16 protein-coding genes and 1 tRNA gene are annotated in these 14,252 nt (G+C 62.7%); 11 read left to right on the top strand and 6 right to left on the bottom strand.

What is annotated here, in order from left to right:
* Nucleotides 1–6: 6 nt before the first annotated feature.
* From HDG34_RS09585 to HDG34_RS09575, 3 genes are all read right to left on the bottom strand, one after another.
* On the bottom strand, nt 7–453 hold the full coding sequence (locus HDG34_RS09585) for a very short patch repair endonuclease (RefSeq protein WP_184045730.1): 447 nt from the start codon (nt 451–453) through the stop codon (nt 7–9).
* A gap of 30 nt (nt 454–483) precedes the next feature.
* Nucleotides 484–1,776, bottom strand: coding sequence for a DNA (cytosine-5-)-methyltransferase (dcm, locus tag HDG34_RS09580; RefSeq protein WP_184059515.1), 1,293 nt, complete (start codon nt 1,774–1,776; stop codon nt 484–486).
* Between the two features lie 306 nt (nt 1,777–2,082).
* Nucleotides 2,083–2,409, bottom strand: coding sequence for a hypothetical protein (locus HDG34_RS09575; protein WP_184059513.1), 327 nt, complete (start codon nt 2,407–2,409; stop codon nt 2,083–2,085).
* 203 nt (nt 2,410–2,612) lie between these two features.
* Here HDG34_RS09575 and HDG34_RS09570 point away from each other — a divergent pair, with 203 nt between their 5' ends.
* The 4 genes from HDG34_RS09570 to HDG34_RS09555 all read left to right on the top strand — a co-directional run bounded on the left by HDG34_RS09570 (nt 2,613) and on the right by HDG34_RS09555 (nt 5,137).
* Complete coding sequence (locus HDG34_RS09570; protein WP_090803583.1) at nt 2,613–2,804, top strand: CsbD family protein; 192 nt, start codon at nt 2,613–2,615, stop codon at nt 2,802–2,804.
* Nucleotides 2,805–3,033: 229 nt separating this feature from the next.
* Nucleotides 3,034–3,255 (top strand): hypothetical protein, encoded by a 222-nt coding sequence (locus HDG34_RS09565; protein ID WP_184059510.1) that lies wholly within the window; start codon nt 3,034–3,036, stop codon nt 3,253–3,255.
* A 129-nt stretch (nt 3,256–3,384) separates the two neighbouring features.
* Nucleotides 3,385–4,092, top strand: a complete 708-nt coding sequence (locus HDG34_RS09560; protein ID WP_184021434.1) for a glutathione binding-like protein — start codon at nt 3,385–3,387, stop codon at nt 4,090–4,092.
* A 205-nt stretch (nt 4,093–4,297) separates the two neighbouring features.
* Nucleotides 4,298–5,137, top strand: a complete 840-nt coding sequence (locus HDG34_RS09555; RefSeq protein ID WP_184059507.1) for a hypothetical protein — start codon at nt 4,298–4,300, stop codon at nt 5,135–5,137.
* A 24-nt stretch (nt 5,138–5,161) separates the two neighbouring features.
* On the opposite strand, the gene HDG34_RS09550 is transcribed toward HDG34_RS09555, so the two are convergent.
* Complete coding sequence (locus tag HDG34_RS09550; RefSeq protein ID WP_184059505.1) at nt 5,162–6,100, bottom strand: class I SAM-dependent methyltransferase; 939 nt, start codon at nt 6,098–6,100, stop codon at nt 5,162–5,164.
* A gap of 669 nt (nt 6,101–6,769) precedes the next feature.
* Here HDG34_RS09550 and HDG34_RS09545 point away from each other — a divergent pair.
* From HDG34_RS09545 to HDG34_RS09530, 4 genes are read left to right on the top strand one after another with little or no spacing between them, the layout of a single operon-like run.
* Nucleotides 6,770–7,159 carry a hypothetical protein gene (locus HDG34_RS09545; RefSeq protein ID WP_184059503.1) on the top strand — a complete coding sequence of 130 codons (390 nt, stop codon included), beginning with the start codon at nt 6,770–6,772 and terminating at the stop codon, nt 7,157–7,159.
* Complete coding sequence (locus tag HDG34_RS09540) at nt 7,156–7,557, top strand: hypothetical protein (protein ID WP_184146123.1); 402 nt, start codon at nt 7,156–7,158, stop codon at nt 7,555–7,557. Before HDG34_RS09545 ends, HDG34_RS09540 begins: the two co-directional genes overlap by 4 nt.
* Nucleotides 7,558–7,563: 6 nt before the next feature.
* The gene (locus HDG34_RS09535; protein ID WP_244144823.1) at nt 7,564–7,956 is read left to right on the top strand and encodes a hypothetical protein; all 393 of its coding nucleotides are present in this window, start codon (nt 7,564–7,566) and stop codon (nt 7,954–7,956) included.
* Nucleotides 7,953–8,192: a hypothetical protein gene (locus tag HDG34_RS09530; RefSeq protein WP_184059499.1), complete on the top strand. Its 240-nt coding sequence runs from the start codon at nt 7,953–7,955 to the stop codon at nt 8,190–8,192. Before HDG34_RS09535 ends, HDG34_RS09530 begins: the two co-directional genes overlap by 4 nt.
* 295 nt (nt 8,193–8,487) lie before the next feature.
* On the opposite strand, the gene HDG34_RS09525 is transcribed toward HDG34_RS09530, so the two are convergent.
* Nucleotides 8,488–8,562 (bottom strand) — tRNA-Arg (locus HDG34_RS09525).
* Between the two features lie 235 nt (nt 8,563–8,797).
* Entirely contained in the window at nt 8,798–8,989 is a 192-nt protein-coding gene (locus HDG34_RS09520; RefSeq protein WP_090803595.1) for a rubredoxin, read from the bottom strand.
* Nucleotides 8,990–9,295: 306 nt separating this feature from the next.
* Between HDG34_RS09520 and HDG34_RS09515 the strand changes: the two genes are divergently transcribed.
* The 3 genes from HDG34_RS09515 to HDG34_RS09505 all read left to right on the top strand — a co-directional run bounded on the left by HDG34_RS09515 (nt 9,296) and on the right by HDG34_RS09505 (nt 14,207).
* Nucleotides 9,296–9,697 carry a DUF4399 domain-containing protein gene (locus HDG34_RS09515; RefSeq protein ID WP_184059497.1) on the top strand — a complete coding sequence of 134 codons (402 nt, stop codon included), beginning with the start codon at nt 9,296–9,298 and terminating at the stop codon, nt 9,695–9,697.
* Nucleotides 9,698–9,853: 156 nt separating this feature from the next.
* Nucleotides 9,854–11,788, top strand: a complete 1,935-nt coding sequence (locus HDG34_RS09510) for an ATP-binding cassette domain-containing protein (protein WP_184059494.1) — start codon at nt 9,854–9,856, stop codon at nt 11,786–11,788.
* A gap of 433 nt (nt 11,789–12,221) precedes the next feature.
* A complete protein-coding gene (locus HDG34_RS09505; RefSeq protein ID WP_184059492.1) occupies nt 12,222–14,207 on the top strand; it encodes a DNA topoisomerase IV subunit B in 1,986 nt (661 codons plus the stop codon).
* The last annotated feature ends 45 nt before the right edge of the window (nt 14,208–14,252 follow it).

Below are 14,252 nucleotides of genomic sequence, written 5' to 3'. Positions count from 1 at the left end.
TGGTTTTCAGCCGCGTTCCTCCAACTCCGGCGCGTCGCTTCCGATCCACGCGACGAGCCGCTCGATCACGCCCGCGATATCGCGATTCGCGCCCCGCAAAGCGCATTCCCACACGACCGCGACGCGCCAGCCGCTCGCGAGCAGCGCGGCGCGCACCTTGTCGTCGTTGCTGCGATTGCGGCCGATCTTGTCGCGCCAGAAGTCGGGCCGCGTCTGGGGCCATTTGAACAGATGACAGTCGTGGCCATGCCAGAAGCAGCCATGCACGAGCACCACCGCGCGATAGCGCGGCAGCACGATGTCGGGGCGGCCGGGCAGATCGCGCGCGTCGAGCCGGAAGCGCAGGCCCCGCCGATGCAGCAGGCTGCGGATCAGGATCTCCGGCTTGGTGTTGCGGCCGCGAATGCCGGACATCATCCGGCTGCGCGTCGCGCTATCGACGATATCGACCATCGTCAGCGGGCCAACGGGTCGCGCGGCCGCTCACGCGTGGAGCGGCAGGGAGTGTTTCGACGCATCGCGGGTCGGGTGGGCAAGCAGGGTTTGCACATGCGGCAGCATGATACGCGCCACTTCGCGCATCACCGGCATCACGACGCTATTGCCGAACTGCCGGTAGGCCTGCGTATCGCTGACCGGAATCCTGAAGGTGTCGGGAAAGCCCATCAGTCGCGCGCATTCGCGCGGCGTCAGGCGACGCGGGCGCAGCGCCTCGCCCTGATAGACGAGAATTTCGGAGCCGTCCTTGTGATAGCGCGCCGACAGCGTGCGCGTCACGCTGTCCGGATAGGCCATGCCGAAACCGAAGCCGTTGCCCGCCGCACGATGCTTGGCCGCGTAGTTTTGCAGATACGCCCACAGCTTCGGGGTGAGCGTGTACTTCGGCTGCACGCGGCGCGCGGCGTGATCGAAGAAGCGGTCGTGGTCCCACGGCAGCACCGGTTCCGTGCCGTCCGTGCGATGCAGGATCGCGCCGAGCCGCGGACCCTGTTCGGGCAGGCGCAGGTCGTCCCATGTGAACCCGGTCTTGCCGCGAAAGCCCACCACGATGATGCGCTCGCGATGCTGAGGCGTGAAATGCTGGCCATCGATCACGCGGTAGTGCACCTCGTAGCCGAGCTCGTCGCGCAGCGTTTGCAGGATCACGTCGAAGGTGCGGCCCTTGTCGTGCGACAGCAGGTTCTTTACGTTTTCGAGCAGGAACGCGGCGGGGCGCTTCGCGGCGATGATGCGCGCGACGTCGAAAAACAGCGTGCCCTGGGTCGTGCATTCGAAGCCGTGCGGCCGGCCAAGCGCGTTTTTCTTGCTGACGCCGGCGATCGAAAACGGCTGGCACGGAAAGCCGCCGAGCAGCACGTCGTGGCTCGGCACGTCCTCGGCGGGAAACGTGACGATGTCGCCGATCAGCGCGTGCGCGCCGCCGCTCGCGGAGTTGTCGCCGTGGTTCTCGCGATAAGTCCGCGTCGAGAACTCGTTCCACTCGCTGGTGAACACGCATTCGCCGCCGTGCGCCTCGAAGCCCATGCGAATGCCGCCGATACCCGCGAACAGATCGATGAAGCGGAAGCGCGCCGCGTCGCCCGCGTGTTGCGCCTCACGCGCGCCTTGCCGCAGCAGATCGCGCAACGCGGGTTCCAGCATCGCGGGACAAGGCGTTTCACCTTTTTCCCAGCGACGCACTGTCTTGATGTCCTTGCCGACATGGGCTGCGATTTCGCGTTGGGTGAAACGGGCGCGCGCCTGCTTGAGCAGGTCGAACGGGGCGGCGAGGGTCACGTGGCGTCCTTGCTGGGAATTTTTGCGGACATTATGACCTAAGGTCGTCCCCTTTCCCTATTGTCGGCGCCGATTGATCAGGAAATTTTCGCGATACATCGCGCCGCTGCGTTTGTCTGCGGCGAAACATGCCGGTGACGAATGCGGATAGACGCTTGTCCCGTGACGCTGGTTTCCGGCGTTGCGACGTGTGTTGGCGACCGCGACCTCGTGCCCGGCCGCTTTTTTTGCGGCGCGCAAGACGAGCCGCGTGCCGGCCTGGCGCCACGCGTGCGGGTGCAGCGGGTGGGGCGGATGCTGATGCGGTCAGGCCGACTTCACCTTCTTCACCGGGCCAGCCGGCTCGAATCGCGAGGTCGGCGCGGGCGCGAAGCGTTCCCATTCGGGCAGCGGCGTCGAGGCCAGCCGATCGAGTTGCAGCAGCAGGCTATCGACTTTGTCCAATTGGGCGGTAGAAAGCTGGCCGCTGTCGACCAGCGCGGTCAGTCGTTTGCGCCAATAGGTGGCTGGCAGGATCGGACCGCCGAAATCGCCGCGCAGCGATACGTGCATCACCCGCGCGATGTGCGCGATGTCGTGATCGATCAACGCAGCTTGCGATGATCCCGAAATCGTAGTCTCCGTGCGGTCCATGACTCCTCCCTGAGCGCATTTACGGCGGTGCGCGGCGAGACTTTAGGCCTTTTGATAAAAAATTTGCCCGATCGCGCGTCGGCGTTCGTCGGTGTCGCGGCCCGGCGCGCGCAGCAGCTCCCGGGAACAGCCGTTGCTGCTTCCCACACACCGGCGCGATACCGCGCCGGCATTTCCGTCGACTACGCATATGGGAGCCGAGCATGAACAAGGATCAAGTGAAGGGCGTTGGCGAGCAGGTCAAGGGCAAGGTCAACGAGGCCGTCGGCAAGGCCACGAAGGACCCTGCGAAGGAACTCAAGGGCGACCTGCAGCAGGGCGCCGGCAAGGTGCAGAAGGCCTATGGCGATGCGAAGGAAGACGCCAGGGACGATGCAAAGCGCGGTCGTCACTGAACCCGTTCGATGCAGGTTGCCGTAACGGCGGAGGCGTCGCGATCGTCGCGGCGCCTTTGTTTTTTGTACGGCGCAGGTCGGACACGACGCGTCCGATTTCACCAGCTGGGTCACGGCTGACGTTGGCGCGGCGGCCGGCCTGGGAGTAACCCGTGATCGCGATGATCGGCATTCCGCACGCGCTGCGGGCCCTTTAGACTTGGCGCAGTCCCATCAGGAGGTCACGCCCATGACACCCGAAAAGATACTTTCGATGTTCGAACGGCAGTATTTGGAAGGCAAGGCGCCGCCCGATCTCGAAGCGACCTGCGCGAACTTCGCGACGTGGCTCGCGGCCGCGTGGGAACTGCTCGACAGCGCTGAAAAGACGCTGCTGCTGACGGTCGGCGCGGCGCTGTGGCGCGAGGGCTTCAACGTGCGCGCGGGTACGGCGACGAAGGACTTGTGGTGAACCGCCGATCGCGAACGGCGCTGTTGCCGCAGCGTTTGTAGGGTCTTCACGCGGCCTCGCACGCGTTGTGGCGAGTCGGTTTATATTGGGCGGTCTTGCAATTTCTGTCCCATAGGGCGACCCGAACCCATGACCGATTTATCCGCTTTCGCGATCACGAAGAAATGGCCGGCCGAGCATCCGGACCGGATTCAGCTCTATTCGCTGCCGACGCCCAATGGCGTAAAAATCTCGATCATGCTCGAGGAAACCGGCTTGCCGTACGAGCCACATCTGGTGCGCTTCGATACCAACGATCAGATGACGCCGGCGTTTCTGTCGTTGAACCCGAACAACAAGATTCCGGCGATCCTCGATCCGAACGGTCCCGACGGCAAACCGCTGCCGCTGTTCGAATCGGGCGCGATCCTGATTTATCTCGCCGACAAAAGCGGCCGGCTGATCCCGCGGGACGCCGCCGGGCGCTACGAGACGATCCAGTGGGTGATGTTCCAGATGGGCGGCATCGGTCCGATGTTCGGCCAGGTCGGGTTCTTCCACAAATTCGCCGGCAGGGAGTACGAGGACAAGCGTCCGCGCGATCGCTACATCGCCGAATCGAAGCGGCTGCTCGGCGTGCTGGAGCAGCGCCTGGAAGGACGCACATGGGTGATGGGCGATCAGTATTCGATCGCCGATATCGCGATCTTCCCGTGGGTGCGCAATCTGGTCGGCTTCTATGAGGCGGGAGAACTGGTCGGCATTCAGGACTTCCCGAACGTGCGGCGCGTGCTGGCGGCGTTCGTCGAGCGTCCGGCGGTGGTGCGCGGCCTGAATATTCCGCAGCGGCCGGCTTGATGGCCTGTTGCGCGCGCTCGCCGCGCTGGGCGTCGTCGCGTTTCATACCGACGGCATCGTTGCCGAGCATGGCTGGCTCGTCCATGTTTTTCCGCGTAATACCGCTGAGCGCGTATAACCTTTGAGGTGAGTAAAGTTCTTACCGGCTTATCGGGCGAGAATCGCGCGACAGCGCTGTGACGCGACCGGACGAAAAGGTGAAGCAATGAGCGCCGTTACATTGTTCGCGTGGTCCGTTCCGGCGTATTTCCAGGATTCCGTGGTCGACCATACATGGGTGACGACCTACGACAGCCGCGTGAAGATTTACCCAGCGCTGGCGGACGTCCTGATCGCGGGCGAGCACTATTGGTACAGCTGGGGCAGCTTCCACGCCCGAGGTGGGACGCCGGTCAGTGCGGATGGTTTTTTGGCTTCCGGCGCGGCAAATCTGCTTTATGCTAGTTGTCTATGTAAGCCCGATGTGGACTCGAACATCGATCCGGCCGCTCGTGGAACGATATTCAGCTATGGTCGCGATGGTGTATGCCATCAGCTGTCAAACCAGATTCTTTGGGCGACCGGCAGCGGTGGAGCGGCTCCAGCTACCGTCCGCAAGTCCAGGGGCTACTGGTTGAGCATCGCGATCTTCGGACCATACGGCAAGCAGCATGCTGCATGGGCGAGCAAGAAGATTCAGTGCTCGACACCAAGCGGGAGTGACGCGATGAAGCCAGGACATCAGGAATCCGATGTCGACGATTTTCAGGAGCATCTTCAGGCGACTTTGAAGGGTCCCGACGCGGATGCGAAAATCAAGTCGTTGATGAATCATCGACGCGCATTTATGGTGCGGGTCGAGCGTTTGCAACCTGCCCCGCAGGGCGGCGATGTTCCGTCCGCCTCGGAGCTGAACCAGGCCTATTCGTCTTTTCTCCACGACGCTGCTGACATTCTGGGTCCCGAGGACTTCGAGCGAGTTTTTGGTGAACGCCCAAAGGATCAGATGAACGTCGTCGACCCTTCGATATACGAGCAAAGTGTCCGTCGGCCGATGCAAAAATAATGGAACCGCTGGACTGGCGTCGTCTCAAACGCGTTTCGCGATCACCGTCGTCGAACTCGCAATGTCGAGATTCTTTTTCGCGCTTAGCTGCTTCACAAACGATCGATCCAGCAACGTCGGCGGCCCTTGCAGAATTTCTTCGACCGTGAGCGCCTTGAATTCCTTCAGCGCATTCTCGTCGAGACCATCGGCCCATTCGCTCATGATCCAGTAAATCGACCAGATGGCCGATGTCGATTCCGGTACGTACACACGTTCGACATTGATCGCAGATCCGAACAGGTTGAGAATCCCCTCGGCTGTCATGTTGTAGTAGTGATGCGGGTAGCCGTGAGTAGGTTGAGTGAGCGGAACCACCACGACCAGATCGCCTCCTGGCTTCAACACGCGAAGAATCTCTTTGGCGGCAGTGAATGGGTCCTTCACATGTTCGAGGACATTCAACGACAGAAGGCCATCGAACGATGCATCTTTGAATGGCAGAACTTCGCCGACACCTCGCACATCGGTGGATGGATAGTTGGTGATGTCGAAATTGATCACGTTTTCGTAGATTGCGGGACGGCTGCCGGCCCCACAATCCAGAATGATCCCCGACGGATGGCGCTCGATCATACTCAGTGCATCCTGATCGTACAGATTGCTGCCGGCCAGTTCCGAGTCGTAAATGTCGAAGTGGGAGCGCAGATCGGGCGACAAAAAATCGAAAAATTTTCCGTCGTCACTAAATGGCATATCAGTGCGAAGGACAGACGCTATTCTTTTTCTTCGTTCCTGCCTGGATTGGGCCGCCATCAGTGCATCTTGCCTGCGATGACTTTCGGCGCTTCCGAAAACTTCGAAATGCGATCTTCCCGATCGTAATGCGCCGAGCCTGACGGCCTCAGCGACGTCCGGATTTGCGGCGAGATAGGCCTGCTCACAAAAATTCAACGCGGTAACGCATTCAAGCGCTTGATCCATGTCGGTCCTCGGAAACGTTTCGAAGTCGGCTCGCAGATTATAGCGATCTGAGATTTCCGGGAGCGGCCTGATTTTCCGGGGTTGTCGAACGGGTGGTTCGCCTGGAAGGCGGATCGGCAACGAAAAGCACCGCAGCGAAGGTGTGCGGGGCTTTTAAGAGCACTGGTGGCGGTTGGTCGCCCTGACAGAATTCATACGTCAAGGCTGGCGGTGTTTGCGGGGAGTTTTCGATTTTTTGTGCCCCCCACCTGTGCCCCTCGAATCGGTCTCCTGAGGAAAAACGGGTGCGATTCCTGTGTGACCTGGATGCGGCGCAATCGATCGCGGGGCGATTGATTTGCTTGTATAGCCCCCTAAAGCGGGGCCGCTTCATATCCGGCGTCACATAAGAGAGTAGTTTTTCGCCGCTTCGCCGCCTCAGTGCTGCTCCGCATTCAGCAGCATCTAGACTCGTCTCCTCCTTGCAGGAATCCTTGCAAGTCCGGTTTTTCGTCCGGCCTTTTCGGCGCTTCGGCGCGCGCACGGCCGTGCGTGGTGACGCATGGCGGACCGGCGCAGGGACGAGTGTCAACGATTGTGTCGGATCTGTCGCTCCGTTCCCGGCTTTGTGCTACATAGCCTCTTCAAATCGCTTTTGGAGGAGGCACAAGTTGATGGGATTACAGACAGATGGCGATTGACTTCGACGTCGGAACGCATCGGCGCTGCACGCTCTACACGCGACATGAGTATCACGGAAATGCCCTGAGCAACGAGGCGCGCGCCGGCCGCCAGCTCATTACCTCGGCAGGATTGCGGGAACTCACGCGCGACACACGTCAGCTGGCGCGGCTCGTCGAATTCATGCGCAACGCGCGCAGTGGTGCATACGCGAGTAGCGCTGCTCCAGAGCAGACCGCCCGGGCGCTACAGAACGCCGTCGAACGTGGCGATGTGATCGCAGTCGTGCCACGCCGCGTACGTCGCGCGGAGGCGGTGCGCCTATTGAGCAGAAGGTCTGGCCGTACTACGCGACCGTCACGCCGTCGCAGCTATTCAGGCGCGCTCTGCCTGTGGTGAGTGCCGGGCGTTCATTCCAGCGTCCAGTACTTCCGCGACTGGCCGCCGACGATGATCTCGCCATCTGGTTCGCCCGCCCCGGTGACGTGCTTCCGGATGGAACCATCGCTACGCCGGTATCAACGCCGCCTGGCGATGCGCAGGCGTTCGACTATCAGCCCGACATGCCGGGTGGCGCAGCAGATGAAGTTGCCGGGATGCCGTTCAAAGGCACGCCGGGGACGTGGATCTCCAGTATGCCGGGGACGATGCCGCAGTTGCGTCAGTTCGGGCCGAATGGCACGCCGCTAGCGGACTTTGACCTTGAAGCGCACCACGGCAATCCAAATCCGCACGCGCACGGTTGGGACGGCTACATCCGCGACGAGGGCGCGCCGGTCTCCTTGCTCCCTTGGTAAATCGATATGACGGATGAAATATTGAAGGCGTGGGGCTATTTCCACGATTGGTATCTGGACAGCGTGGTCATTGGCCCGAATACCGAGCCCCGGACGCTGACGCTAGGCCTGTACCTTGCCAACAGGCGCGCGTTGGTCACGTTCAACGGCGTGACGTGTGTTTCGGTTGAGCATCTTGGCTTGCTGAATATCGTCTACGGCATTCACATCGTTGCCCCGGACGACGCGAAGCACGCGCGGGCCAGTGCTGTGCTCGAAGCTGGAGAGCGACTTACCGACAAGAAAGCCGCACTGCTTGCTTTCATCTATTCCACTCTGGGTGCCGAACTCGCGATTGAGTGTGACTCGCTTGAGGTCCATGAGACCGACGGCGGAACATGTGGCCCTCGGCTCCCGTGATCGCAAAACGAAAGCGGGACCGCCTCGCTGGCGAGCGTGGTTGCTTCGTTCAGAAGTACGCGCGTAAGGCGCACGCCCGGCATGATCGGAACAACCGCCGATACGACAGGGAGATCGAGAAAGCGATGCTGGCGGTACGCGCAGACGAGCTTTCCGAACTGCTGTCCGGCGACGGCAACGAGGACGAACTGCCAGAAGCGCTGAGCGGCACGGTGGAGATTGACGAGTACCGCTAGAGCGGGCACGAATGGATGGGCTAGTGGCAATCGATATCCAGGCGAGAGCCGGCAACCTTTGTGTGGTCTATGCTCGAGCGGAATATTGCTGCGACGCCGGGAGTAGTGAGGTACGCGCTGGCCGCAAACGCATCGTCACTGCCAGCCCGACCACTTTGGCGAGGGACGAACCGCAACAGGTGAAGCTCGCTGAATTTCTGCGCGCTGCCTCCGCACCGTCTCACGTTCGCGGCGACTCGTCAGTGCAGATTGGGCCCATGTTCAATACTTTTCTGAGCAACGCCGGGAAGCTATCTGGTCCCCCTGACAGGAATCGAACCTGTATCTAGCGCTTAGGAGGCACTTGTTCTATCCATTGAACTACAGGGAGAGGACCGGGCCGGACAGGTCGGCGAGGACTCGGTGAGTCCAGACTGACCACCGAGCGCAGAGTATATCAAACCGGCGCGGGCAAAAGGAGAGCCAAGCCGGCAGCCGCCCGCGCCTCGCACAAATCCCGCAAAAACAAACGGCCCCGCAGACATCGCCTGCCGGGCCGCGCAAACCACCTGAGCATCTGGCGAAGCGCACGCAACCGCGCCTATCGCCCCAAGCTCATCTCACTGTCAAAACTCCACCACCGCGAACTCCGCCTTGCCCACGTCGCACAGCGGGCAGCGCCAGTCTTCCGGAATGTCGGCGAAACGCGTGCCCGGTCCGATGCCTTCTTCGGGCAGACCGTCTTCCTCGTTGTAGATCCAACCGCAAATCAGGCAGACCCAGCTCTTGAATTCCGTCACTTCGATTACTTCGCTCACGACACGCTCTCTCGTTCAATGCAATGGCCGGCTTGCTCTGCCCCTTTATGGGGCGGCGCGGCGACCCGCAATATTACCGGAATTTGTCAAATCAGCCGCAGACGACCGATGCGGCGCCGCCCCAACGCTCTGCGGCGAGCCCGGGTTCGCGCGACGGGCATCGTCACACAAGCCGTGTACGCTTTGGCCTGCAAGCTATTTGATTGGACAGATGCGGCGCTCGCTTCGCACGTATTGCGACGATCGGTCTCGGAGAGGCCGCTGGCGGCGCCGCATCGCCGGGTTTCGTTTCCAAAGGAGAAGACGATGTTTAAAAGCAGATGGTTGGTCGGCGTCGCGGCGGCTGGGCTACTCGCCGGGTCAGGTGTGGCGCAGGCGGCGGGCGTGACCTTCGTGCAACCGGCGGACGGCGCCACCGTCACCAATCCGGTGCACGTCGTGTTTGGCCTTGACGGCATGAAGATCGCGCCCGCCGGCACGCTGACGGACGGCACCGGGCATCATCACCTGCTGATCGACGGCAAGCCGCTGCCGAAGGGCGAGGTCGTCCCCGCGACCGACAAGTCGCTGCACTTCGGCAAAGGCCAGACTGAAGCCGATCTGACGCTGCCGCCGGGCGACCATACGCTGACGCTGCAATTCGGCGACGGCGAGCATCGCTCGTATGGGCCGGAGATGAGCAAGACGATCACGGTGCACGTCAAGTAAGCAACTGCTTGAAAGGCCGGGCCGGCGCGCGCCGATAGCGTTGCACGCTGCGTTGCGCGCTTCATCGCACGGATGTTCCCGCCCGGCATACCTGCGACCGGCCCTGCGCCCGGTACAATGAGCAGTTCCGACTCATCGCCGTCTTCTCCCATTCCCATGTCGCTTTACACCATTACCGGAGCGCAGCTCGCGTTCGGTCACGTCGCGCTGCTCGACCACGCGGATTTCTCGCTCGAAGCGGGCGAGCACGTCGGGCTGATCGGGCGCAACGGCGCGGGCAAGTCGTCGCTGTTGAAAATCGTCGCCGATCTGGCCAAACCCGACGACGGCCTCGTCACGCGTCAGCAGCATCTGAGCACGGTCTACGTGCCGCAGGAGCCCGAGTTCAACGCCGACGACACCGTGTTCGACGCGGTCGCCGCCGGACTCACCGAGGCGCGCGCGCTGCTCGACGAATACGACGCGGTCGCGCATCAACTCGCCGACACGCCTGAGGGCGCCGAACACGACGCGCTGCTCGCGCGCATGAACACGCTGCAATCGTCGTTGGACGCCGCGGACGCATGGAATTGGAGCACGCGCGTCGCGACCACGCTGCAGCAGATCGGCCTGAACGGCGAAGCCCGTGTCGGCTCGCTGTCGGGCGGCATGCAGAAGCGCGCCGCGCTCGCGCGCGCGCTCGTCGTGCAGCCCGACGTGCTGCTGCTCGACGAGCCGACCAACCATCTCGACTTCGACGGCATCCGCTGGCTCGAAGATCTGCTGGTGTCGCTGCGCGCTGGGCTGCTGTTCATCACACACGATCGCGCGTTTCTCGACCGCGTCGCGACGCGCATCGTCGAGCTCGATCGCGGGCGGCTGCTGTCGTATCCGGGCAATTTCTCCGCGTACCAGACGCGCAAGGCGCAGCAGCTCGAAGTCGAGCGCATCGAGAACGAGAAGTTCGACAAACTGCTCGCGCAGGAAGAAGTGTGGATTCGCAAGGGCGTCGAGGCACGCCGCACGCGCAGCGTCGGCCGCATCGCGCGCCTCGTGCAGATGCGCAACGAGCGCGCCGAGCGCCGCAACGGGCAGGGCAACGTGAAGCTCGACGTCGGTCAGGGCGAGAAGTCCGGCAAGATCGTGGCGGAACTGACGGACGTGACGAAGCGCTATGGCGAGCGCGCGGTGGTGGACCGCTTCACGGCCACGGTGATGCGCGGCGACAAGATCGGCTTCATCGGTCCGAACGGCGCGGGCAAGACCACGCTGCTGAAGCTGATCCTCGGTGAACTCGCGCCCGACGAGGGCAACGTGCGCGTCGGCACGAATCCGCAGGTCGCGTATTTTGATCAGATGCGCGCGGCGCTCGATCTGGAAAAGAGTCTCGCGGACACGATCAGCCCCGGCAGCGAGTGGGTCGAAATCAACGGCCAGAAGAAGCACGTGATGAGCTATCTCGGCGACTTCCTGTTCGCACCGGAGCGCGCGCGTTCGCCGGTCAAGTCGCTGTCGGGCGGCGAGCGCAACCGGCTGTTGCTCGCGCGCCTGTTCGCGCGCCCGGCCAACGTGCTGGTGCTCGATGAACCGACCAACGACCTCGACATTCCGACGCTCGAACTGCTCGAAGAACTGCTGATCGACTACGACGGCACGGTGCTGCTCGTCAGCCACGACCGCGCGTTTCTCGATAACGTCGTGACGTCGGTGATCGCCTCGGAAGGCGGCGGCAAGTGGCGCGAATACGTCGGCGGCTTCACGGACTGGCAGACGCAGCGCGATCGCTCGGAGCAACTCGCGCTCGAAGCGCAGAAAGAATCGAGCAAGGAAGCGCCGAAAGAAGCGGCGCCGAAGGACAGCGCGTCGGGCCGCAATGCGCAGCGCAGCGCGAAGCTGTCGTTCAAGGAGCAGCGCGAACTGGAGGCGCTACCGAAAATGATTGCCGACCTCGAGGCCGAACAGAAGGCAATCGGCGCGCAGCTCGAAGACGGCTCGGTGTTCGCGAAAGATGCACGCGAAGGCGCGCGTCTGACCGAGCGCTATGCCGAGATCGACGAAGAGTTGATGCTCGCGCTCGAACGTTGGGACGAGCTGGAAAACCGCGTCAAGTAACGCGGCGTGCGCGGCCGGCACAAAAACAACAGAAAGCGCCGCCGCGCACGGCACCGAAATTCAGCCGGCGCGCGCCCGTGCATTTCCGCCGATACCTATCGCGCCGCCGTCCTGCGAGCCGTCCATCCTCCATTGCATGTCCCCCAACGCCCGCCGTGCCTTGTCCAGTCGGCCAATTCAGCGCGGGGTCAATTGCCGCGGTGATCGAAATCAGTACAATACCCCGCGAACAGGCTTCCCCGGCGGGTTGTGCGTCCATGTCCGGCATTCGAGCGCGCCAACGGAAGCCGCGCGACAAAACAGCTTGCCCGCATCGCGGGCGCTCCACCTAACCCCGTTGTTTCGTTTCGCTTTTTTTGAATACTCAACGCATTGTCCACGGCCCTGTCCACAGGACCTGTGGACAACGATGAACCGACGCACCGAGTCAATCATGTCTACGAAAAAGCCAAACGCCGCGTATAGCGAAGCGTCGATCAAGGTGTTGAAGGGTCTGGAGCCGGTCAAGCAACGACCCGGCATGTACACCCGCACCGAGAATCCGCTGCACATCATTCAGGAAGTCATCGACAACGCATCGGACGAAGCCCTCGGCGGCTACGGCCGGCAAATCACGGTCACGCTGCACGCGGACCATTCGGTCTCGGTCGACGACGACGGCCGCGGCATTCCGTTCGGCCTGCACCCCGACGAAGGCGTACCGGTCGTCGAAATCGTTTTCACGCGCTTGCACGCGGGCGGCAAGTTCGACAAGGCCGCCGGCGGCGCCTATACGTTCTCGGGCGGTCTGCACGGCGTCGGCGTGTCGGTCACCAACGCGCTGTCCACGCGGCTCGACGTCACCGTGTGGCGCGACGGCAAGGTCGCCGGACTGAGCTTCGCGCACGGCGACGTCGCGAAGCCGCTCGAAGTGCGTGCCGCCACCAAGGCCGACAAGAAATCCGGCACGCGCGTGACCGCGTGGGCCGATCCGAAGTACTTCGATTCGCCGAACCTGCCGCTCGGCGAATTGCAGCGTCTGTTGCGCTCAAAGGCGGTGCTGTTGCCGGGCGTCGAGGTCACGCTCGTCAACGAAAAAACCGGCGAGCGGCAAAGCTGGAAATACGAAGACGGCCTGCGCGGCTATCTGCTCGAAGGCATGAACGGCAGCGATCTGCTGATTCCGCTGTTCGAGGGCGAGCGCTACGCGGAAAGCTCGCGTTCGAGCGAAGAGACGTTCGCCGAAGGCGAGGGCGCGGCGTGGGTCGTCGCGTGGAGCGAGGAAGGGCCGCTCACGCGCGAGTCGTACGTGAACCTGATTCCTACGCCCGCGGGCGGCACGCATGAGTCGGGCTTGCGCGACGGTCTTTATCAGGCGGTCAAGAGCTTCGTCGAGTTGCACAACCTGCAGCCGAAGGGCGTGAAACTGCTCGCCGAAGACGTGTTCGCGCGGGTGTCGTTCGTGCTGTCGGCGAAGGTGCTCGATCCGCAGTTTCAAGGGCAGATCAAGGAGCGCCTGAATAGCCGCGATGCGGTCAAGCTCGTGTCGTCGTTCGCTCGGCCGGCGCTCGAACTGTGGTTGAACCAGCACGTCGAGCATGGCAAGAAACTCGCGGACCTCGTGATCAAGCAGGCGCAGGCGCGCACGCGCGCGGGGCAGAAGGTCGAGAAACGCAAGAGCTCGGGCGTTGCCGTGCTGCCCGGCAAGCTGACCGATTGCGAATCGACGGAAATCGGCCGCAACGAGCTGTTCCTCGTCGAGGGCGACTCGGCGGGCGGCTCCGCGAAGATGGGCCGCGACAAGGAATACCAGGCGATCCTGCCGCTGCGCGGCAAGGTGCTGAACACATGGGAAACCGAACGTGATCGCCTGTTCGCGAACAACGAGGTGCACGACATTTCAGTGGCGATCGGCGTCGATCCGCATAATCCGGACGACAAGGTCGATCTGTCGAATCTGCGCTACGGCAAGATCTGCATTCTGTCGGATGCGGACGTCGACGGCTCGCATATCCAGGTGCTGCTGCTCACGCTGTTCTTCAAGCATTTCCCGCAACTGATCGAGCGCGGTCATGTGTGCGTCGCGCGTCCGCCGTTGTTTCGCGTCGATGCGCCCGCGCGCGGCAAGAAGCCCGCGCAGAAGCTCTATGCGCTCGACGAAGGCGAGCTCGAGGCGATTCTCGACAAGCTGCGCAAGGACGGCGTGCGCGACAACCAGTGGTCGATCAGCCGCTTCAAGGGGCTCGGTGAAATGAGCGCCGAGCAGCTGTGGGACACGACGATGAATCCCGACACGCGCCGCCTGCAGCCGGTCGCGCTCGGCGAACTCGACTACGATGCGACCGTCGCGCGCATGACGATGCTGATGGGCAAGGGCGAAGCGGCGTCGCGCCGCAGCTGGCTCGAAGAGAAGGGCAACGAAGTGGAAGCGGACATCTGAGCGCATTGCGCCTCAATGCGGCATACGACACTTCAAGCCAAACAC

Origin of the sequence: Paraburkholderia sp. HC6.4b (genome assembly GCF_014200875.1) — a bacterium.
GTDB lineage: Bacteria > Pseudomonadota > Gammaproteobacteria > Burkholderiales > Burkholderiaceae > Paraburkholderia > Paraburkholderia tuberum.
This window is presented reverse-complemented; position numbering and strand designations above follow the sequence as displayed.

Bases quoted from the DNA above. Each gene is read 5' to 3' on its own strand.
- HDG34_RS09585 (WP_184045730.1), bottom strand. From the start codon at position 453: ATGGTCGATATCGTCGATAGCGCGACGCGCAGCCGGATGATGTCCGGC.
- HDG34_RS09575 (WP_184059513.1), bottom strand. From the start codon at position 2,409: ATGGACCGCACGGAGACTACGATTTCGGGATCATCGCAAGCTGCGTTG.
- HDG34_RS09570 (WP_090803583.1), top strand. From the start codon at position 2,613: ATGAACAAGGATCAAGTGAAGGGCGTTGGCGAGCAGGTCAAGGGCAAG.
- HDG34_RS09565 (WP_184059510.1), top strand. From the start codon at position 3,034: ATGACACCCGAAAAGATACTTTCGATGTTCGAACGGCAGTATTTGGAA.
- HDG34_RS09560 (WP_184021434.1), top strand. From the start codon at position 3,385: ATGACCGATTTATCCGCTTTCGCGATCACGAAGAAATGGCCGGCCGAG.
- HDG34_RS09555 (WP_184059507.1), top strand. From the start codon at position 4,298: ATGAGCGCCGTTACATTGTTCGCGTGGTCCGTTCCGGCGTATTTCCAG.
- HDG34_RS09550 (WP_184059505.1), bottom strand. From the start codon at position 6,100: ATGGATCAAGCGCTTGAATGCGTTACCGCGTTGAATTTTTGTGAGCAG.
- HDG34_RS09545 (WP_184059503.1), top strand. From the start codon at position 6,770: ATGGCGATTGACTTCGACGTCGGAACGCATCGGCGCTGCACGCTCTAC.
- HDG34_RS09535 (WP_244144823.1), top strand. From the start codon at position 7,564: ATGACGGATGAAATATTGAAGGCGTGGGGCTATTTCCACGATTGGTAT.
- HDG34_RS09515 (WP_184059497.1), top strand. From the start codon at position 9,296: ATGTTTAAAAGCAGATGGTTGGTCGGCGTCGCGGCGGCTGGGCTACTC.
- HDG34_RS09510 (WP_184059494.1), top strand. From the start codon at position 9,854: ATGTCGCTTTACACCATTACCGGAGCGCAGCTCGCGTTCGGTCACGTC.
- HDG34_RS09505 (WP_184059492.1), top strand. From the start codon at position 12,222: ATGTCTACGAAAAAGCCAAACGCCGCGTATAGCGAAGCGTCGATCAAG.